The organism is Aeromonas rivipollensis, assembly GCF_010974825.1.
GTDB classification, from domain to species: domain Bacteria; phylum Pseudomonadota; class Gammaproteobacteria; order Enterobacterales; family Aeromonadaceae; genus Aeromonas; species Aeromonas rivipollensis.
Genome location: NZ_JAAILA010000003.1, coordinates 74,024 through 93,291 on the forward strand (window position 1 = coordinate 74,024; position 19,268 = coordinate 93,291).

Consider the following 19,268-nt stretch of genomic DNA (forward strand, 5'->3'; position numbering starts at 1 on the left):
CGCAGACCCCACACAATAACGACAAGAGAGGTTGTGACAGTGATCAACCCCAAAATCACAAGACAGATGGAAAAACAGCCCAACCTGCTGCTCTGGCACGGGGTCTTCCTGCTGATGTTGCTGGCCGCCATCTTTGGCATCTACAAGGCCGTGCAGGCGGTGGATTACACCTGGCGCTGGGAACGCATTCCTCAGTACATCGCCTACCAGGCCGAACAGAAACAGTACGCAGAATTTGACGGCACAGTGGTGGCCGGCACCACGGCCGCAGAGAAGGGACAACTCTTCCTGCAAGACGATCTCGACCCCAACCGTCGCCAGGCCATCGCCAGCACAGGCGCCCAGGTTGCCGAAGGGGATACCGTCTTCCAGGGCGACACCCTGGACACCCAACTGAGCTGGACCGCCGGCCCCATCGCCTGGGGCGTCTGGGTCACGGTCAAGCTTTCCCTGGTCGCGGGCGTCTTCGCCATACTGCTGGGCACCCTGGCCGGCCTCGCCCGCCTCTCCCCCAATCCCGCCCTGCGCAACCTGGCTGTCACCTATGTGGAGCTCATTCGCGGCACTCCGCTGCTGGTGCAGATCTTCATCGTCTACTTCTTTATCGGCACAGTGCTCAACCTCGACAGATTCACCGCTGGGGTAGCGGCGCTGGCCGTCTTCACCGGCGCCTATGTGGCCGAAATCGTGCGCGCCGGCATCAGCTCCATCCACAAGGGGCAGATGGAGGCGGGCCGCAGCCTGGGGCTCACCTCGGCCCAGACCATGCGCTACGTCATCCTGCCCCAGGCGTTCAAGCGGGTCTTGCCCCCCCTGGCGGGCCAGTTCATCAACCTCATCAAGGACTCCTCCCTGGTCTCGGTCATCTCCATCACGGATCTCACCAAGGCCGGGCGCGAGGTGGTCAGCTCCACCTTCAGCCCGTTCGAGGTGTGGTTCACCGTGGCCCTGCTCTACCTGGTGCTCACCGGCACTCTCTCCTTCCTGGTGCGTCGTCTGGAGGTGAAATATGCGCGCAGCAACTGATCCCATTATCAAGGCTCAACAGGAGTCGAGAAGTGCAGCCATCACCGGCACGCCCCGCGCCTTCCCGGTGCGTCGTCTGGAGGTGAAATATGCGCACAGCAACTGATCCCATTATCAAGGCTAGTGGCGTGGAAAAATTCTACGGCACCGAGGTGCACGCCCTCAAGAACGTCAGTACCCAGGTGGCCGAAGGGGAAGTGGTGGTGATAGTGGGGCCGAGCGGCTCTGGCAAATCCACCTTCCTGCGCACCCTCAACCAGCTCGAGACCATCAACGATGGCCATATCGAGGTGGATGGCATCAGCCTGACCGAGCCGGGCGACGTCAACAAGCTGAGGGAAGAGGTGGGCATGGTGTTCCAGTCCTTCAACCTCTTCCCCCACCTGAACGTGCTGGACAACATCAGCCTCGCCCCCCAGAAGGTGCGGGGGTTGTCCCGCAAGGATGCCGAGGAGCGGGCCAAGGCCCTGCTGCTGAAAGTGGGGCTGTCGAACAAGGCCCAGAGCTACCCGTCCCAGCTCTCCGGCGGCCAGCAGCAGCGGGTGGCCATAGCCCGGGCGCTCGCCATGCAGCCTCGCATCATGCTGTTTGACGAGCCAACCAGCGCGCTGGACCCCGAGATGGTGGGTGAGGTGCTGGACGTCATGAAGGGCCTGGCCCGGGAAGGCATGACCATGGTGGTGGTGACCCACGAGATGGGCTTTGCCCGGGAAGTGGCGGACAGGGTGCTCTTCATGGAGAGCGGCGAGCTGCTGGTGGATGAGAAGCCCACCGACTTCTTCGACAACCCTCCCTCACCGCGCCTGCGCCAGTTCCTGAGTCAGGTGTTGTGACCGCAAGCGCCTGCGCCAGTGACTGCGTCAGGTGCTGCAAGGGAAAGAGATACAACAGAGGGAGCCCTGGGCTCCCTCTGTTGTTGAGGCCGATCGGAAGCCCCCCTCAGAAGCGATAACCGGCCATCAGCCCGGCGTAGTGTTGTTCGGGCAGCACTAGGGGGGCCAGGATCCAGCGATCGGTGGCAAAGGCGCCAAGCGCCGCTCCCAGCGCATTGACGCCCGCGTCCAGGGCAGAGAAGTCGCCGTTTCTCGACGCCAGCTCCCCCACCACCCCGATCCCGGTGGAGATCCCGAACCCTATCCAGCCTCTGTGATCCCGATAGCCGTAGTGATCGGCCACTGCCGTGAAGCCCGCCCCCATGGCCGCGCCCCCCGCGAAATGACTCAGCTCGCTGTTGAAGCTGTCATTGGCCTGCGCACTCGCGCTCAGCAGGCCGAACATGACACACAGATGAACCGCTCTCACTCTACCCTCCACTGGCGACACCCTGCCGCCCCTGGCAACCTCGTTCTCCCAGTGTATGCGAGGCCCCGCCGGACGACGGGTGCCGCCCAGAGCTGACTCATCCAGGGCTTATCGCCAGCGGCCAGGCTTTGTCAGCAAAAACAAGCCATTGAACCTCGGTCCCGGTTGCGGCAGGCACACCTGGGTCATCAAATGTTAATGAATTTTTAAATTCATTCGGTATGCTGGAACCCAACTGGTCCAACCGGATGCCTCACATGGATGTGCAACTGCTGCTGCTCTACCTCTCCCCCCTCTTTCTGGCCTTCGTCGGCTGGGAGATGCTCTATCTGCGCAAACACGGGGCAGCCTTTCCCACCGCCAGCTACCAGTGGCGGGACCTGTTCGCCAACGCCGCCCTGGCCCTGATGCACCAGGGGGGCGATGCCCTGGCGGCCATCGCCATCGCCTACCTCTATGAGGGTCTTTGGGGCTGGCGACTGTTCGATATCGAGCTGAACCTCTGGAGTCTCTTGCTGCTGTTCCTGCTGCAGGATCTCTGCTACTGGCTGTTCCACTTTGCCAGCCACCATGTGCGCTGGCTCTGGGCCTCCCACGTGGTGCACCACAGCTCGGAGCGGCTCAACCTCTCCACCGCCTTTCGCCAGAGCCTGATGTACCCTGTCTCCGGCATGTGGCTGTTTTGGATCCCCATGATCCTCATCGGCTTCCCCCCCGAGGCCGTGGTCGCCACAGTGCTGCTGAGCCTGGGCTTTCAGTTCTTCGTTCACACCCAGGTGGTGGGCAAGCTGGGCTGGCTGGAGCGGGTCTTCAACACCCCCTCCCACCACAGGGTGCACCACGCCAGCAACCCCAAGTACATAGACCGCAACTTCGCCGGGGTGCTGATCATCTGGGATCGGCTGTTTGGCACCTTCGTGGAGGAAGACTTGGGCGAGCCCTGCCGCTTCGGTATCACCAAGCCCGTCCACAGCTTCAATCCCCTCACCCTCACCTTCCACGAGTGGCGCGACATGCTGCACGACGCCCGTGGCCTGCCCTGGTCAGAGAAGCTCAAGGTGCTGTTTGGCAAGCCGGCGGGCCCGGGGGGCGCCTGAGTTGCGCGCCACCCGCCACCAAAAAAGAGAGCGCCACCAGGGCGCTCTCTTGCATTGGGTCACCACCTCACTCAGACATGGGCAAAGGACCAGATGGCGGGCACCAGGCTCACCAGGGTGATCCCGGCCAGCAGCCGCTCGCGCAGGCTGAGTCGCTGATCCGCCCCCAGCTGGCGGCGGCTGTAGAGAAACAGCAGCAGACCCGGCCCGTAGAGCAAAAGCGACAGCAGCAGATACTCCACCCCAGCGGCATAGAGCAGCCAGAAACCATAACCACTCGACACCAGGGCCACCGCCCGCACCAGGCCATTGCCCTGCCCGCTTAAGGAGAGCTTGAGCAGGAAGAGGCCGATCAGCAGGTAGGGCACCAGTATCATGGAGGTGGAGATGAGCAGCAGGTTGGTGTACCCCTTGCCGAGCAGCCAAACCAGCAGCAGGCAGCCCTGCACCGTCAGGCTGGTGAGCCAGAGCGAGGCTATGGGGGTGCCGTTGCGGTTCTGACGCCGGAAGATGGCCGGGAAGGCGCCGTGGCGCGCCGCGCTGAAGGGCACCTCGGCCGAGAACAGGGTCCAGCTCACGTAGGAGGCGAGCACGGAGACGATGAGGCCGACGCTTATCAGCACCTTGCCCCAGGAGCCCGTCATCTGGGTCATCAGCCCCGCCATGGAGGGGTTGGGCAGGGCCGCGAGCTCGGGGCGACTCAAGATCCCCAGCGCCAGCACAGAGATGAGCACATAGAGCAGCAGTGCCAGCACCACGCCGAGCACTGTGGCCGTGCCCACATCCCGCTTGTTTCTCGCCCGGGCCGAGAGCACGGCCGCCCCCTCTATGCCGGTGAAGACCCAGAGGGTGATGAGCATGGTGTTGCGCACCTGCTCGGAAACCGGCACCGCCAGTGTGCTGCCCTGCTGATCCGCCGCGAAGGTGACAGGATCGAACCAGTAGCAGGCGAACAGGATGAACAGCAGCAGTGGCAGGCTCTTGGCCAGGGTCGCCACCAGGTTGAACAGGGCCGCCTGTTGCACGCCGCGGGCCACCAGCAGGTGCACAGCCCAGAGGATGCAGGACTCGCCGATAAAGGCCGCCAGCGTATTACCGTCACCAAACCAGATCTGTTCGGGGGTATCGACAAAGCTGCCCAGCGCCGCGAAGGCGATCACCAGATAGCCCACCACGCCTATGGTGGCGCAGAGCCAATAGCCCCAGGCGGAGAAGAAGCCCACCAGATCCCCAAAACCGGCGCGGGCGTAGCTGTAGATGCCGCCGTCGAGATCGGGCCTTAGCCGCGACAAGTAGAGGAAGCTCGCGGCGAGCGCCAGAATGCCCACCCCGGTCACGCCCCAGCCAATCAGCACGGCGCGGGCCCCGGCCACCTCGGCCATGTTCTGGGGCAGGCTGAAGATCCCCGCCCCCACCATGGAGCTGAACACCAGGGCGGTGAGGGACCATAGGCCTATCTTGCTCTCTTTCATGGGCTCTCCTTAGCGCAGCTGGCTGCTCAGGGCCTGGATGTGCTCCGGGCCTATGCCGCAGCAGCCGCCGATGAGGGAGGCCCCGGCACCGCGCCAGCGCTCGGCCCAGCCGAGGTAATCCTGCGGCCCCAGATCGGCGCGGATCTCGTCCAGCCCGTCGTTGGCGGTGGCCTCCTTGGGCTGGGGCGGGAAGGCGTTGGCATAGGCGCCGAGGCGAATGTCGGTGCGACCCAGGGCCTGCAAGCGGGCGCTCGCCACCTTGAGCGCCCCTTCGATCACCTCGGGCTGGCAGCAATTGAACAGGATGGCGCTCACCCCGGCCGATGCCAGTGCAGTGACGGCATCGGCCACCCGCTCACCGGAGCGCAGTCTGGGTTCGCTCCCCGGTGCCTCGTCCTCCAGGGTGAAGGAGACCCAGAACGGCTTGCCATCGCCTGGCAGCAGCGCCTTGAGGGCCAGCGGCTCGGCAATCAGGCTCATGGTCTCGGCCAGCCAGATATCCACATGAGGTGAGAGGCCCCGGATAAGCGGGGTCGCCAGCTCGCTCACCCTGTCCGCCTCGAACAGGTCGGCACGGTAGGAGCCAAACAGCGGTGGCAATGAACCGGCCACCTGCACGGCACCAGCCTGCCCGTCGGCCACGTCGCGGGCCAGCTGCCCGGCCAGGGCCGCAAGCCGCTCACCATCCGCGGCGAAGCGCTCGTCACCGATATGAAACGGCACCAGGGCATAGCTGTTGGTGGTAATGACTCTGGCCCCGCTCGCCACATAGGCCTGATGCACCTCGCGCACCGTCTCTGGCGCCTCCATCAGGGCCAGGGCCGACCACTCCGGCTGGCGAAACGGTGCGCCCCGCCGTGCCAGCTCACGCCCCATGCCGCCATCCAGTACCCACAAATCCTTTGTATCCATCTCTGTCTCTCTGCGTGTCCCCGTCATGACGGGTGTTTATTGTGTGAAAAAACATTAAGCCATCAAAACATCTAGACGGCTATAAGTCCTATGCATCATGGCGCAAAGCAGAGGGAGAGGCAATCGGGAACTAGGAACAAATCTGAGCAAGCTCAGGATGATAGCGGCAAAGGGAAGCCCCTTGTCCTTGCCACCCAGGGCCCGGGTACAGGGGCCTGAACGACAAGAGGCCACCCCGGGGGTGGCCTCTTGTGAAGCATGGATGGGCTGGCGACTCAGCGCCCTGCCAGTACCCGCTTGGTCTGCTTGACCCAGTCGGAGACTCGCCCCTGCTGGGGGAATCCTTGCCAGATTTGCTCCCACTGGGCCGGACTCAGGGGGCGGCCCAGCCTGCGCTGCACCCCGGCATAGAGGTAGTCGTGGGCCGTGGTACGGGCCTGGGCCGAGGTGAGGAACTTGGCCACAGGGTCGGTCAGGCGCACGTCCCGCATGCCGAGCAAGGGGTAATCGCTGTGCACCGCCGCCAGCATGGTCTCACGCATGGCCGACTCTATGTAGCCACGGGCGAACAGGGCGGTCACCGACTCCAGCGACCCCTGATCCGGACCATGGTACTCCTCATCGAACACCGGGCTCGGCTCCGCCACTGCGCTTTGCACCACGGCATCGGGGTCCGGCTGCGGCGCCACCACAGCGGCCTTGGGGGCCACGGGCTTGGGGGCGGCGGCGGGTTTGCGGGGAGCGCTCTGGCTGCAGGCCCCCAGCGCCAGGGCGAGCGCCACACAGCTCAACGCACGGGAATAAGACGGCATCTTCATGACTCCTTGGTAACTCCTTTCACGATTCCAGGGCGGGTTTCTCGGCCTGCACAGGCTCCACCCGGGTGACCAGCAACTGATCGATCTTGTAGCTGTCGATGTCGACCACTTCGAACTTGTAGCCCGCGTATTTCACCGAGTCCGTCCGCTTGGGGATCTTGCGCAGCATGAACATGATGAAACCGGCGATGGTCTCGTAGTTCTGGTTCCCCGGGAACTCCTCTATGTCGAAGGCCCGCATCACATCGGAGATGGGGGTGACACCGTCCACCAACCAGGAGTTCTCGTCCCGCTGCACTATCTGCTCTTCCATCGCATGGGTGGCCCACTCGCCCATGACGGTGCTCATCAGGTCATTCATGGTGACTATGCCCACCACCAGGGCGTATTCGTTCATCACCACCGCGAAATCACCGCGATGATTCTTGAAGTACTCCATGGCCTCGTAGAGGTTCAAGGTGTCGGGAATGATGATGACGTTCTGCACCAGGGAGCCGCTGTTGAGATCTATGCTCTGGCCGCTGATGACGCGGATCAGCAGCTCCTTGGCGTCGACGAAGCCCTTGATGCTGTCGAGGTTGTGATCACAGACCAGGAACTTGTTGTGGGGGTGCTCGGCAATCTTGGCCTTGATGCTCTCTTCGCCCTCTTGCAGGGTGAAGTAGATGAGGCTCTCGCGGGCCGTCATGGCGGAGGTGACGCCGAGGGATTGCAGCTCGAACACGTTCTCGATGAGCTGGTGCTCCTCACGCTGGATGACGCCGGCCTCGGCGCCCGCATCCATCACCGCATAGATGTCGTCCGAGGTGATCTCGTCGTTGCGCACCATGGAGACCCGCAGCAGGCGGAACAGGGCGTTGGCCAGGCCGTTGAAGAACCACACCAGCGGCATCAGCAGGGTCACGCACAGCAGCATGGGGCGTACCACCACCACCGCAACCCGTTCCGGCATCGTCATGGCCAGGCGCTTGGGCATCAAGTCCGCTATCAGGATGAACATGCCGGTGACGAACACGAAGGAGGCGATCGAGCTTATCTGGGAGAGCCAGGGGCCCTGATAGAAGCCGGAGATCAACGACTTGATGGCGGGGTTCAGGGCGGATTCGCCCAGGATGCCGCCCAGGATGGCGACGGTATTGAGGCCTATCTGCACCACGGTAAAGAAGTTACCCGGCTGGGCCTGCAGTGCCAGCACTTTTTCGGCATGGCGATTGCCCTCGTCGGCCATCACCTGCAACTTGATCTTGCGGGAGGCGGCGAGAGAGATCTCGGAAAGCGAGAAGAACACGCTGCCGGCGACCAGCAGCATCAAAAAGAACAAACTATCGGCAAAACTCATGATTAACCTATTGCTACAGCCGCCTTAGCACAAGACGGCAAACTGGGCCCGGGAAACCGGACCGTGACTCCATCCGGGACTCACACAGGGGCCATATTCTAGCAGAAAAGCGCCCCGTGGGGCGCGTTATCTTAAGCCGCCCCCCAATGCAATAAAAAAGGCGCTCAAGGCGCCTTTTTATTCATTTCTGTCTCAATGCTTGCCCAGCAGGTCGCTCAGCTCGTCCGCCTTGGTGTGGCGCACGTCCTTGCCCTTGACGTAGTAGACGATGTATTCGCAGATGTGCTGGCAGCGGTCGCCGACCCGCTCTATGGCCCGCGCCGCCCACAGTACGTTCAGTACCTGGGGAATGGTGCGCGGATCTTCCATCATGTAGGTCATCAGCTCGCGGATGATGGACTCGTACTCCCTGTCCACCTTGTCATCTTCCTTGTAGACGGCGATGGCCGCCTCCAGATCCATGCGGGCAAAGGCGTCGAGCACGTCGTGCAGCATCTTGATGGTGCGACGGCCCATGTTCTCGAGGGACACCAGCGGCGGCTGCGGCTTGTTGGCGTTGTCGGTCAGCATGCGGGCTATCTTGTCCGCCACATCGCCGATGCGCTCCAGATCCGTGATGGTCTTGATGATGGCCATCACCAGGCGCAGGTCGGACGCGGTGGGCTGGCGCTTGGCGATGATGCGGGTGCACTCCTCGTCGATGGCCACTTCCATGGCGTTGACCTTGTGGTCGTTGGCCACTATCTTGCGCGCCGCATCCAGATCCTGGATGTGGATGGCGGAGATGGCGTCCGTCAGCTGCTGCTCCACCAGACCGCCCATCACCAGCACCTGGTTGCGCACGTTCTCGAGCTCGGCATTGAACTGACCGGAGATGTGTTTATTGAGGTTCATATTGTCCATACAAATAATCCTTGTTGCTCCGATTATGCCTTAGCCGTTGAACCGACCGGTAATCTGTTTATTGATGCTCATCTTGTTCATACCAATGATCCTTGTTGCACCAACCATGCCTTAGCCGTAACGACCTGTGATGTAGTCCTCGGTCTTCTTCTTGGCCGGGGTGGTGAAGATGGTGTTGGTGTTCGAGTACTCGATGAGCTCACCCATGTACATGAAGGCGGTCTGATCCGACACCCGCGCCGCCTGCTGCATGTTGTGGGTCACTATCACCACAGTGAACTGGCTCTTGAGCTCGTTGATCAGCTCCTCGATGGTGAGGGTGGAGATGGGGTCGAGCGCCGAAGTCGGCTCATCGAGCAGCAGCACTTCCGGCTCGATGGCGATGGCCCGGGCGATCACCAGACGCTGCTGCTGACCACCTGAGAGGCCGAAGGCGTTGTCGTGCAGCCGATCCTTCACCTCTTCCCACAGGGCTGCGCCGCGCAGTGAGCGCTCGGCGGCTTCGTCCAGGGTGCGTCTGTCGTTGATGCCCTGCAGGCGCAGGCCATAGACCACGTTCTCGTAGATGGATTTGGGGAAGGGGTTGGGGCGCTGGAACACCATGCCCACCTGACGGCGCAGGGCGGAGACATCCACGCTCTTGTCATAGATGTTGTGGCCATGCAGCTGGATTTCCCCCTCGATGCGGCAGATCTCCACCAGATCGTTCATCCGGTTGATGCAGCGCAGCAGGGTCGACTTGCCACAGCCGGACGGGCCGATAAAGGCCGTCACCTGCCCTTTCGGGATCTTCATGTTGACGTTGAACAGCGCCTGCTTGTTGCCGTAATACAGGTTGAGATCCTTGACCTCAAGGGCGGTCTGCTCCGGGCTCAGGTTGAGCAGGTCCAGGGCGGTATGCTGGGTCGAAGTCGGTGTTACGTTGATCATCTGTTACCTCAAATCTCTCTGGGGTGGCCGGATACATTCCGGCGACCATCATGCTGTTGATGGCGGCCGCTGGGCCGCGCATCTCTTGTCTCAGTCAGGTGGCCGGATTAATGCTCCAGCGACCGGAATTTCTCGCGCAGGTGGTTACGAATACCGATAGCCGTCAGGTTGAGGCCCACTATCACAGTCACCAGCAGGAAGGAGGTGGCATAGACCAGGGGCCGCGCCGCCTCGACGTTCGGGCTCTGGAAGCCGACGTCATAGATGTGGAAGCCCAGGTGCATGAACTTGCGCTCCACGTGCAGGTACGGGAAGTTGCCATCCATCGGCAGGGTCGGTGCCAGTTTTACCACCCCCACCAGCATCAGCGGTGCCACTTCACCGGCGGCCCGGGCTATCGCCAGGATCAGGCCTGTCATGATGGCCGGACTCGCCATGGGCAGCACTATGCGCCACAGGGTCTCGGCCTGGGTGGCCCCCAGGGCCAGGGAACCCTGGCGTATGGTGCTCGGGATCCGGGCCAGCCCCTCTTCGGTGGAGACGATCACCACCGGCAGGGTCAGGATGGCCAGGGTCAACGCCGACCAGATGACGCCGGGTGAGCCAAAGGTCGGGCTCGGCAGCGCTTCCGGGTAGAACAGCTGATCTAACGAACCACCGAGCGTGTAGACGAAGAAGCCGAGGCCAAACACGCCGTAGACGATGGAGGGCACACCCGCCAGGTTGATCACCGCGATGCGGATGATCTTGGTCAGGCTGTTCTTGCCCGCGTACTCGTGCAGGTAGACAGCGGCCACCACGCCGAGGGGTGTCACTATGATGGCCATCAGCAACACCATAAAGACGGTGCCGAAGATGGCGGGGAAGACGCCGCCCTCGGTGTTGGCCTCACGGGGATCGTCGGAGACGAACTTGCCAATCTGGTGGAACCAGTGACCTACCTTGGCCATCAGGCTCATGTCGTTGGGCCAGACCACGTCCAGCACCTTGGACATGGGCATGGTCACCAGCTCGCCACGCATATCCTTGACGGTGATGGCGTCACGATCCGCCTGGGCGCGCAGGGAGAAGAGCTCCCTCTCCAGCACCAGATAACGATCGTTCAGGGCCTGGCGCTGCGCGGCGAGATCCGCCTTGAGCGCGTCGGTCAGCTCCCCTTCCAGCTCCGCCTTGCGCTCTTTCAGACGCAGTCGCTCCAGCTGGTAGTTGATGCCGCCGATGTCTCCCTTTTGCAGATCGTTGGCCTGCTCCGACAGGGCGTTGGCACGAGCCAGTACCCGTTGCAGGGCGGGATGCAGATCTGCCGTCAGCTCTTTGCCATCCTCTTTCACTGAGGTGATGTAACCGTAGAAGTTGCCGTTGGTGGCACGCTCCACCATGGCGAGCTCGGCCGGCTGGCTCTGGGACTTGATGTCGGTCTCCAGCACCCAGCGAAAATCGAGGTCGACGAACTCACGGTTGCCGGTCTTGACCAGATAACGGGTAAGCAGCTCGCGCTCTTCCCCCTCCAGCGCCTGGCCCGCGGCGCGCAGCCGCTCCACAGGTACCATCTCGCGGTCATTGATTTCGCCGATCAGCACGCTCTTGTTGCCGCTGGCATCTTCAAGCTGCCACTCATATATGGGGTGCGGCCAGAAGTAGACCAGACCACGCCAGCCGATCAGCAGCAACAGACCCAGTACGGCTACCAGACTCAGGCTGACGGCGCCGCCTGTCATCCAGATCCAGGGGGCCCCTGATTTAAACCACTTACCCATTGTTGATTCCTTGTCCATATACAGAACGCCGCTTTTTAAGAGAACGGCTCATTACAGAGAGCTGTATTTTTCGCGCAACCGCTGACGAATGAACTCGGCCAGGGTGTTGAACATAAAGGTGAACACAAACAGGACGAAGGCCGCGAGGAAGAGCACCCGGTAGTGGGAGCTGCCCACTTCCGACTCCGGCATTTCCACCGCTATGTTCGCCGCCAAGGTACGCAGCCCCTGGAACATGGAGAAGTCCATGATGGGGGTATTGCCGGTCGCCATCAGCACTATCATGGTCTCGCCCACGGCGCGGCCCAGGCCCATCATCACCGCCGAGAAGATGCCCGGACTCGCGGTCAGGATCACCACACGGCTCAGGGTCTGCCAGGGGGTCGCCCCGAGCGCCAGAGACCCTTGGGTCAGGTGCTTGGGCACCGAGAAGACCGCATCTTCGGCGATGGAGAAGATGGTGGGTATGACGGCGAAGCCCATGGCGATGCCGACCACCAGGGAGTTGCGCTGGTCAAACTTGATGCCCATCTCGTGGGTCAGCCAGATGCGCGAATCGCCGTGCATGAAGGCATTCTCGATGAGCGGGCTCAAGGCGAAGGCGCCCCAGCCAATCAGCAGCAGCACAGGAATGAGCAGGATGGCGTGCCAGCCGTCCGGCAACCAGGACTTGCCGCGCTCCGGCAGGTAGTTCCACACCAGGGCGGTGAGCAACATGCCCATGGGCAGCAGCAGCAGCAGCAGGATCACCCCGGGCAGCGCCCCCTCGATGATGGGCGCCAGCCAGAGACCCGCCAGGAAGCCGAGGATGACGGTCGGCAGCGCCGCCATGATCTCCACCGTCGGCTTGACGTATTTGCGCAGGCCCGCCGACATGAAGTAGGCGGTGTAGATGGCACCGGCCACGCCAAGCGGTACCGCAAACAGCATGGCGTAGAAGGAGGCCTTGAGGGTCCCGAATACCAGGGGCACCAGGCTCAGCTTGGCTTCGAAGTCGTTGCTGGCAGAGGTGGACTGCCACACATACATGGGCTCGGGATAACCTTCGTACCACACCTGCTGCCACAGGGCCGACCAGGTCACCTCGGGGTGATCGTTCTCCACCTCAAAGACCTTGAAGTCATTCCCCTGCTGGGTCAGCAGCAGGTTGTGGCGGGGAGAGATGGCCAGGGCCGCCAGGGCGCCGCCTTCTATGGTCTCGCCAAGCAGCTTGGCCTCGCCGGTGGCGTGGAAGAAGTTGATGGTGCCGTCTTTGGCGGCGCTGATGAAGCCCTTGCGGAAATGCTCCGGGGTCAGCAGCGCGACCGGGCCGTCGCCCTTGAAGTCACGAATCTGGGTGAACTGGCGCTTGCCGTCCTTCGCCACCTCGAACCACTGGGAGATGACGCCATTGTCATTGCCCACCAGCAGGGAGGAGGCGCCGGAGAGCAGGGCAACCTGGGTCACGTCGGCGTTGGGGGCATTGATCTCCATGACGTCGCGCAGGGAGATGTCGCTCAGGTTGTGGATGTCATAGACCGACAGGCGATTGCCTTCACGCACGAACAGGATGCGCAGGTTGGGGGTCAGCAGCATCTGATCCACGTGACGAGGCAGGGAAGGAATGGCGTAGTTCTGGCTGCTCCACTCGACTTCCCCGGAGAGGAAGTTCTCCTCACCGCTCATCACCGTCATCACGCCGCGGCCATCCTCGGTCACAGCGGCGGTGGCCATCTTGTCCTTGGTCGCCTCGAACACCATGCGGGTCAGCGCCTTGCCTTGGGGATCTATCACCACAGGCTCTTCGCCGAAGGGATATTGCAGGCTGGGCTCGATGACGCGCACGTCGTTCGGGTAGGAAACCTTGAACGAGGGCTGCACCACAGTGGCCTTGCCGTCGGCAAAGCCATAGGCGATGAGCTTCTGGCCCGGTGCCGGCACGGCGACGGCGGTGACGTCACCGGCGACACTGGCCTGGCCCAACACCTGGCCCACCTTGACGCCGCCATCCGCCTTGACGGCGAAGAAGCTGACCTGACCCTGGTCGTTGAAGCGATACCCTATCTCGTTCTGCTCCTCGACCCCGAGCCAGGCCGTCTTGCCCTGCGTCGGCAGGGTAAAGGAGGAGGTTGCCTCTACGCTGGCGCCATTGAAGATGGGTTTCACCACATAGAGCAGGTAGAAGAAGATAAGCAGCAGGGCCACCAGTACCAGGGCTCCCCCTGTGGTGACGCCGTATTTGGCCAATTTATCCTTGATCCGGCGTTTTCTACTGCCCGCCATGACCAGGTTTAACGATTCCGATGACATGCAAGACCTCAATGTGAGCTAGGCTTGGCGGCATTATATGGCGGTTGCATGACAGTTTTGTTACATCAGGAGCCTCTGTGAAGAGGTTATTTCAGGGGGGATACAGGCAGGAGGATGAGGGCAAGCAGCAGTGCCAACCCTCTGTTTTATATGAGGATGTGTGAAGAAATTCAGAGCGGGGGCAAGATGATGCCCCCCGTCCGCCTCAGAGGGCGGGGCCACCACTTTGTTTCAGCGCCTCTCTGGCCGCCTTCTTCTCGGCGCGCCGCCGCTTGAAGAAGTCCGACAGCTGGGCCGAGCAGGCCTCTGCCAGCACCCCCCCCGTCAGCGCCACCCTGTGGTTGTGGCGCGGGTCCTGCAAAATGTCGAACACCGATCCCGCCGCCCCCGTCTTGAGATCGCGGGCCCCGTAGACCACCCGCTTCACCCGGCTGTGGATGAGGGCGCCGGCACACATGCAGCAGGGCTCCAGGGTCACATAAAGGGTGGTATCGAGCAGCCGGTAGTTCTGCTGCGTGATGCCGGCGGCGCGGATCGCCATGATCTCCGCATGGGCGCAGGCGTCATGGGCGCTGATGGAGCGGTTCCACCCCTCGCCGACCACCTCGTCCCCCAGCACCAGCACGGCACCGACCGGGATTTCGCCTATCCCTTCCGCCCTGGCCGCCAAGGCCATGGCATGACGCATCCAGCGCTCGTCCTGCCGTGCCTGATCAAAGACATCATTGTTTTCTGATGGCGTCACGCCCTTACCTCTCTGTCGCTATGCAACCTGCGCACCTCGGACAACAGCACAGTGCCGACCAGGATCTCACCCGTTTCCCCTTCCGCCCTGGCCGCCAAGGCCATGGCATGACGCATCCAGCGCTCGTCCTGGGTGATCTGCATCTCGGCTGCGTTCTTCTGTGCTGGCTCCACGGCCGTTCCTCTCATTTATCTGTATTCATCATCAATGACGGCCCTGTCCGCTCGGCCCGGATACAGGGCCACCGGCACCGGGCGAGGTGGGCGGCGATTATGCCAAAACTACCGCCAAGGCCCAAGTTGCATCTTGGTTGAGCAATAAAGAAGCAATCGGCATCTCCCTGATAAAAAAGGAGTTGCACCCTTAGGATCATCCTATTAGACTCTTTTCCCGTCAGCCGAGCTGACTCCGTCGGTGTGTAGCGCAGCCAGGTAGCGCATCTGCATGGGGTGTAGAGGGTCGGAGGTTCGAATCCTCTCACACCGACCATTTTCCCCGAGAAATAGCCCAGTCAAACGACTGGGCTATTTTTTTACCTGTTTTCTGCCCATCCCCTGCACGCCCTTTTCTTATCTCTCCCCTGTGTCTTGCACAGAGGCCGTGCCGGCATAAATTTTATACAGAACCACTTGAAGCTTTCATAAAGTCCCGCTAGGATACGCAACTTTTCCGCCGGCCATCAGACAGGGAGGTGGCGTCAGGGTGAGGGAATCACCAACCGGCTTGCAATCCATTGAGGCAAGCACCCATGAATCAAGCAGTCGACACACAGCCCGATCAACCCCTTCTCTCCTCACCCCATTCCGATCCCGAATCCACCGACACCGGCCTCGGCGGTACAGTGCATCTGGACGTGATCGATCTCGCCGCGCCGGATGATGACTACTGAGGCGGATCTGGCCCAGTCCCTCTCCAACCCTGAGGACGAAAGGCCAGTTTTGCTGTCCGGCACCCCGTCCCGACCCGGCTAAAAAGCCGTCAACGAAAATAACCATAAAATGCTGATAAACATCCAGGGATTGGTGTTATTCACTACTCCGTTCCCCGTCATCTCCCTCTCCCCTGCTCCAGCCCCTTGATACAAACCTACGTTATTGCTCGTCATTTCCACCACACGCTCTGCGCTACCCCCGCTTCGCAAGATTTGACCATTTGGTTTTAAACAGCAGTTCACCTGTCAATGGCTTCACATGCCAGATGCCGACTGTGTTGGCAGCAGGCATTTCATACAGCTGTTTTCGCAAAGCCTGGAGTAAGGTCGGGATTTGTTTTTGCATTGGTAATTTTATTACGTAATTAATTACATTTTTGATGTGCCGCACCTGGCTCTTTCATTCCCCCTGACGGCCTCGCCAGTCGAGAGCATAACCATCTGCGTAGAGCTTTTATGCTAATCACATAAACACTTTAAAAACATCAACTTAAATACCAACCAAAAACACCTGTTTTAAAAATCAAGTTGACGAACCAAGCATTATTTTGCACCTTATGAGTCGTGTTACCCCGCTGTTACGGGGAGTTTAAGAGAAACGGATATAGACGTTAGTCGTAGTTAGTAAGTTCAAAATGTAACTTTCAAAGGAGTGAAACCTATGTCGGCACCGGCCCAGACCATCAGCAGCACCCGTCTGCGCATCCAAGGCGAGATGCTTCCCGATTACGCGCAGATCCTGACGCCGGATGCGGTGGCCCTGGTGTCCGAACTGGTGGAACGCTTCGCTCCTCAGCGCAATGAACTGCTGAAACAACGGGTGGCTCGCCAGGCCCGCATCGATGGCGGCGAGTTGCCGGACTTCCTGCCCGAAACCGCCCACATCCGTGAAGGCAGCTGGACAGTGCGCGGCATTCCCGCCGATCTGCAGGACCGCCGTGTGGAGATCACCGGACCGGTCGAGCGCAAGATGGTCATCAACGCCCTCAACGCCAACGTAAAAGTGTTTATGGCGGACTTCGAGGATTCACTGGCCCCCGCCTGGAACAAGGTGATCGAGGGTCAGATCAACCTGCGCGATGCGGTCAACGGCACCGTCTCTTACACCAGTCCTGAAGGCAAGGCTTACACCCTCAATCCCGATCCCGCAGTGCTTATCTGCCGGGTACGCGGCCTGCACCTGCCGGAAAAACACGTCACCTTCGATGGCGACGCCATCCCTGGCGGCCTGTTCGACTTCGCCCTCTACTTCCTGCACAACCACAAGGCGCTGCTGGCCAAGGGCTCGGGCCCCTACTTCTACCTGCCCAAGCTGCAGAGCAATCTGGAAGGACGCTGGTGGAGCGAGGTGTTCGCCTGGACCGAAGACAAGTTCGGCCTGCCCCGCGGCACCATCAAGGCCACGGTCCTCATCGAGACCCTGCCTGCGGTGTTCGAGATGGACGAGCTGCTCTATCAGATGAAGGATCACATCGTCGCCCTCAACTGCGGCCGCTGGGATTATATCTTCAGCTACATCAAGACCTTGAAGAACCACCCCGATCGCGTCCTGCCGGACCGCCAGGTGGTGACCATGGACAAGCCTTTCTTGAGTGCCTACTCACGGCTGCTGATCAAGACCTGCCACAAGCGCGGCGCCCTGGCCATGGGCGGCATGGCCGCCTTCATTCCGGCCAAGGATCCGGCAGTGAACGCCGAGGTCTTTGCCAAGGTGAAAGCGGACAAGGAGCGTGAAGCCAACAACGGCCACGACGGCACCTGGGTCGCCCACCCCGGCCTCGCCGATACCGCCATGGGAGTGTTCAACGCGAGCATCCCGGCAGGCGCCAAGAACCAGATAGGCGTACTGCGCGAGCAGGATGCCCCCATCACTGCCGCCGAGCTGCTGGCCCCCTGCGAGGGTGAACGCACCGAGGCGGGCATGCGCACCAACATCCGGGTCGCCCTGCAATATCTGGAGGCCTGGATCAACGGCAACGGCTGCGTGCCCATCTACGGCCTGATGGAAGATGCTGCCACCGCCGAGATCTCCCGCACCTCCATCTGGCAGTGGATCCGCCACGGCAAGAGCCTCTCGAACGGCCAGGTGGTGACCAAGGCGCTGTTCCGCCAGATGCTGGCCGAGGAGCAGCAGGTGGTCAAAGCCGAGCTGGGCGAGACCCGCTGGCAGTCAGGCCGCTTTGCCGAGGCGAGCGAGCTGATGGAGCAGATCACCTGCGCCGACACCCTGATCGATTTTCTGACGCTGCCCGGTTACGAGCGGCTCTGAATCCGGGCCCCGGAAGGGACTCGTCCATAACAAATCAATGGAAACGTGAAATCAATGAAAGAGGGAACTGATATGGCACTGACCCGTGAGCAACAGATCCAGGCTATCGAGAAAGACTGGGCAGAAAACCCCCGCTGGAAAGGGATCAAACGCGGCTACAGCGCCGAAGACGTGGTGAACCTGCGTGGCAGCCTGCAGCCGGCACACACCCTGGCCCAGCGCGGTGCCGACAAGCTGTGGGAGCTGATCCACGGCGGCGCCAAGAAGGGTTACGTCAACTGCCTCGGCGCCCTGACCGGCGGCCAGGCGGTGCAGCAGGCCAAGGCGGGCATAGAGGCCATCTACCTCTCCGGCTGGCAGGTGGCGGCGGACAACAACTTGTCCTCCACCATGTACCCGGATCAGTCTCTCTACCCGGCCAACTCTGTCCCGTCCGTGGTGGAGCGCATCAACAACTCCTTCGCCCGTGCCGACCAGATCCAGTGGGCCAACAAGGTGGGCCCGCAGGATGCCGGCTTCATCGACTACTTCCTGCCGATAGTAGCGGACGCCGAAGCCGGTTTCGGCGGCGTGCTGAACGCCTTCGAGCTGATGAAAGGCATGATTGAAGCGGGCGCCGCCGGCGTGCACTTCGAAGATCAGCTGGCCTCGGTCAAGAAGTGCGGTCACATGGGTGGCAAGGTGCTGGTGCCGAGCCAGGAAGCGGTGCAAAAACTGATCGCCGCCCGTCTGGCCGCCGACGTCTGTGGCACCACCACCCTGGTGATCGCCCGTACCGACGCCAACGCCGCCGACCTGCTGACCACGGACGCCGATCCCTACGATGCAGGCTTCCTGACCGGGGAGCGTACCGCCGAGGGCTTCTACAAGGTGCAGGCCGGTATCGAGCAGGCCATCTCCCGCGGCCTGGCCTATGCCCCTTACGCCGACATGGTGTGGTGTGAAACCGCCAAGCCGGACTTGGACGAGGCACGTCAGTTTGCCGAAGCCATCAAGGCCCAGTACCCGGACAAGATCCTGGCCTACAACTGCTCCCCCAGCTTCAACTGGAAGAAGAACCTGGACGATGCCACCATAGCCCGCTTCCAGCAGGAGCTGTCCGACATGGGTTACAAGTACCAGTTCATCACCCTCGCGGGCATCCACAACATGTGGTTCCACATGTACGAGCTGGCCTACCAGTACGCCCGTGGCGAAGGGATGAAGCACTACGTCGAGATGGTGCAGCAGCCGGAATTTGCCGCCGCCGAGCGTGGCTACACCTTCGTGGCACACCAGCAGGAAGTCGGTACCGGTTACTTCGACAAGGTGACCACCGTCATTCAGGGCGGGCAATCCTCGGTGACCGCTTTAACGGGTTCCACCGAAGAAGACCAGTTCCACTGATAGACATTGAGATAGCAAAACCCCGGCCTGATGCCGGGGTTTCTTTTTGCTCGCCACTCAAGGATGTGGCGCAGACAGGCAATCACCATTGT

Annotated in this window: 18 protein-coding genes and 1 tRNA gene; 8 read left to right on the forward strand and 11 right to left on the reverse strand. The window is 61.6% G+C overall.

Features of this window, described 5'->3' with window-relative positions; translation table 11 throughout:
- Positions 1-66 precede the first annotated feature (66 nt).
- Genes G4923_RS01210 through G4923_RS01215 form a run of 3 tightly spaced genes read left to right on the forward strand, consistent with a single transcriptional unit; the run spans position 67 to position 1,859 of the window.
- Positions 67-1,026: an amino acid ABC transporter permease gene (locus G4923_RS01210; protein ID WP_163135409.1), complete on the forward strand. Its 960-nt coding sequence runs from the start codon at positions 67-69 to the stop codon at positions 1,024-1,026.
- Positions 1,010-1,132, forward strand: a complete 123-nt coding sequence (locus G4923_RS21325) for a hypothetical protein (RefSeq protein WP_259334485.1) — start codon at positions 1,010-1,012, stop codon at positions 1,130-1,132. Before G4923_RS01210 ends, G4923_RS21325 begins: the two co-directional genes overlap by 17 nt.
- Positions 1,116-1,859, forward strand: a complete 744-nt coding sequence (locus G4923_RS01215) for an amino acid ABC transporter ATP-binding protein (protein WP_163135110.1) — start codon at positions 1,116-1,118, stop codon at positions 1,857-1,859. Before G4923_RS21325 ends, G4923_RS01215 begins: the two co-directional genes overlap by 17 nt.
- Before the next feature lie 106 nt (positions 1,860-1,965).
- On the opposite strand, the gene G4923_RS01220 is transcribed toward G4923_RS01215, so the two are convergent.
- The gene (locus G4923_RS01220; RefSeq protein ID WP_163135111.1) at positions 1,966-2,328 is read right to left on the reverse strand and encodes a hypothetical protein; all 363 of its coding nucleotides are present in this window, start codon (positions 2,326-2,328) and stop codon (positions 1,966-1,968) included.
- Between the two features lie 257 nt (positions 2,329-2,585).
- On the opposite strand from G4923_RS01220, the gene G4923_RS01225 reads away from it, so the two are divergent.
- Positions 2,586-3,425 carry a sterol desaturase family protein gene (locus G4923_RS01225; protein WP_163135112.1) on the forward strand — a complete coding sequence of 280 codons (840 nt, stop codon included), beginning with the start codon at positions 2,586-2,588 and terminating at the stop codon, positions 3,423-3,425.
- Between the two features lie 71 nt (positions 3,426-3,496).
- On the opposite strand, the gene G4923_RS01230 is transcribed toward G4923_RS01225, so the two are convergent.
- From G4923_RS01230 to G4923_RS21200, 10 genes are all read right to left on the reverse strand, one after another.
- Positions 3,497-4,897 carry a basic amino acid/polyamine antiporter gene (locus G4923_RS01230; RefSeq protein ID WP_163135113.1) on the reverse strand — a complete coding sequence of 467 codons (1,401 nt, stop codon included), beginning with the start codon at positions 4,895-4,897 and terminating at the stop codon, positions 3,497-3,499.
- Positions 4,898-4,906: 9 nt separating this feature from the next.
- Positions 4,907-5,809, reverse strand: a complete 903-nt coding sequence (locus G4923_RS01235) for a homocysteine S-methyltransferase family protein (RefSeq protein WP_163135114.1) — start codon at positions 5,807-5,809, stop codon at positions 4,907-4,909.
- A 275-nt stretch (positions 5,810-6,084) separates the two neighbouring features.
- Entirely contained in the window at positions 6,085-6,627 is a 543-nt protein-coding gene (locus G4923_RS01240; RefSeq protein WP_162627170.1) for a hypothetical protein, read from the reverse strand.
- Between the two features lie 19 nt (positions 6,628-6,646).
- Positions 6,647-7,966, reverse strand: a complete 1,320-nt coding sequence (paeA, locus tag G4923_RS01245) for a polyamine export protein PaeA (RefSeq protein WP_163135115.1) — start codon at positions 7,964-7,966, stop codon at positions 6,647-6,649.
- 192 nt (positions 7,967-8,158) lie between these two features.
- Entirely contained in the window at positions 8,159-8,869 is a 711-nt protein-coding gene (phoU, locus tag G4923_RS01250) for a phosphate signaling complex protein PhoU (RefSeq protein ID WP_025327511.1), read from the reverse strand.
- 111 nt (positions 8,870-8,980) lie between these two features.
- Complete coding sequence (gene pstB / locus G4923_RS01255) at positions 8,981-9,799, reverse strand: phosphate ABC transporter ATP-binding protein PstB (RefSeq protein WP_005328825.1); 819 nt, start codon at positions 9,797-9,799, stop codon at positions 8,981-8,983.
- A 107-nt stretch (positions 9,800-9,906) separates the two neighbouring features.
- Positions 9,907-11,556, reverse strand: a complete 1,650-nt coding sequence (gene pstA, locus G4923_RS01260) for a phosphate ABC transporter permease PstA (protein ID WP_163135117.1) — start codon at positions 11,554-11,556, stop codon at positions 9,907-9,909.
- A 51-nt stretch (positions 11,557-11,607) separates the two neighbouring features.
- Positions 11,608-13,845 carry an ABC transporter permease subunit gene (locus G4923_RS01265; protein ID WP_163135119.1) on the reverse strand — a complete coding sequence of 746 codons (2,238 nt, stop codon included), beginning with the start codon at positions 13,843-13,845 and terminating at the stop codon, positions 11,608-11,610.
- Between the two features lie 205 nt (positions 13,846-14,050).
- The gene (gene tadA, locus G4923_RS01270; protein ID WP_106886378.1) at positions 14,051-14,590 is read right to left on the reverse strand and encodes a tRNA adenosine(34) deaminase TadA; all 540 of its coding nucleotides are present in this window, start codon (positions 14,588-14,590) and stop codon (positions 14,051-14,053) included.
- Positions 14,587-14,763 (reverse strand): hypothetical protein, encoded by a 177-nt coding sequence (locus G4923_RS21200; RefSeq protein ID WP_240453240.1) that lies wholly within the window; start codon positions 14,761-14,763, stop codon positions 14,587-14,589. Before G4923_RS21200 ends, tadA begins: the two co-directional genes overlap by 4 nt.
- Positions 14,764-15,002: 239 nt before the next feature.
- On the opposite strand from G4923_RS21200, the gene G4923_RS01280 reads away from it, so the two are divergent.
- From G4923_RS01280 to aceA, 4 genes are all read left to right on the forward strand, one after another.
- Positions 15,003-15,079: transfer RNA gene (locus G4923_RS01280), tRNA-Pro, on the forward strand.
- Between the two features lie 259 nt (positions 15,080-15,338).
- A complete protein-coding gene (locus G4923_RS01285) occupies positions 15,339-15,479 on the forward strand; it encodes a hypothetical protein (protein ID WP_163135121.1) in 141 nt (46 codons plus the stop codon).
- Positions 15,480-16,182: 703 nt separating this feature from the next.
- Complete coding sequence (aceB, locus tag G4923_RS01290) at positions 16,183-17,790, forward strand: malate synthase A (protein WP_163135123.1); 1,608 nt, start codon at positions 16,183-16,185, stop codon at positions 17,788-17,790.
- Between the two features lie 72 nt (positions 17,791-17,862).
- Entirely contained in the window at positions 17,863-19,176 is a 1,314-nt protein-coding gene (aceA, locus tag G4923_RS01295; protein WP_111910109.1) for an isocitrate lyase, read from the forward strand.
- The last annotated feature ends 92 nt before the right edge of the window (positions 19,177-19,268 follow it).

What these genes read in the sequence shown, in the direction of transcription:
- G4923_RS01210 (WP_163135409.1), top strand. Translation starts at nt 67, where the DNA reads ATGGAAAAACAGCCCAACCTGCTGCTCTGGCACGGGGTCTTCCTGCTG.
- G4923_RS21325 (WP_259334485.1), top strand. Translation starts at nt 1,010, where the DNA reads ATGCGCGCAGCAACTGATCCCATTATCAAGGCTCAACAGGAGTCGAGA.
- G4923_RS01215 (WP_163135110.1), top strand. Translation starts at nt 1,116, where the DNA reads ATGCGCACAGCAACTGATCCCATTATCAAGGCTAGTGGCGTGGAAAAA.
- G4923_RS01225 (WP_163135112.1), top strand. Translation starts at nt 2,586, where the DNA reads ATGGATGTGCAACTGCTGCTGCTCTACCTCTCCCCCCTCTTTCTGGCC.
- G4923_RS01230 (WP_163135113.1), bottom strand. Translation starts at nt 4,897, where the DNA reads ATGAAAGAGAGCAAGATAGGCCTATGGTCCCTCACCGCCCTGGTGTTC.
- G4923_RS01235 (WP_163135114.1), bottom strand. Translation starts at nt 5,809, where the DNA reads ATGGATACAAAGGATTTGTGGGTACTGGATGGCGGCATGGGGCGTGAG.
- G4923_RS01240 (WP_162627170.1), bottom strand. Translation starts at nt 6,627, where the DNA reads ATGAAGATGCCGTCTTATTCCCGTGCGTTGAGCTGTGTGGCGCTCGCC.
- paeA (WP_163135115.1), bottom strand. Translation starts at nt 7,966, where the DNA reads ATGAGTTTTGCCGATAGTTTGTTCTTTTTGATGCTGCTGGTCGCCGGC.
- phoU (WP_025327511.1), bottom strand. Translation starts at nt 8,869, where the DNA reads ATGGACAATATGAACCTCAATAAACACATCTCCGGTCAGTTCAATGCC.
- pstB (WP_005328825.1), bottom strand. Translation starts at nt 9,799, where the DNA reads ATGATCAACGTAACACCGACTTCGACCCAGCATACCGCCCTGGACCTG.
- pstA (WP_163135117.1), bottom strand. Translation starts at nt 11,556, where the DNA reads ATGGGTAAGTGGTTTAAATCAGGGGCCCCCTGGATCTGGATGACAGGC.
- G4923_RS01265 (WP_163135119.1), bottom strand. Translation starts at nt 13,845, where the DNA reads ATGTCATCGGAATCGTTAAACCTGGTCATGGCGGGCAGTAGAAAACGC.
- G4923_RS01285 (WP_163135121.1), top strand. Translation starts at nt 15,339, where the DNA reads ATGAATCAAGCAGTCGACACACAGCCCGATCAACCCCTTCTCTCCTCA.
- aceB (WP_163135123.1), top strand. Translation starts at nt 16,183, where the DNA reads ATGTCGGCACCGGCCCAGACCATCAGCAGCACCCGTCTGCGCATCCAA.
- aceA (WP_111910109.1), top strand. Translation starts at nt 17,863, where the DNA reads ATGGCACTGACCCGTGAGCAACAGATCCAGGCTATCGAGAAAGACTGG.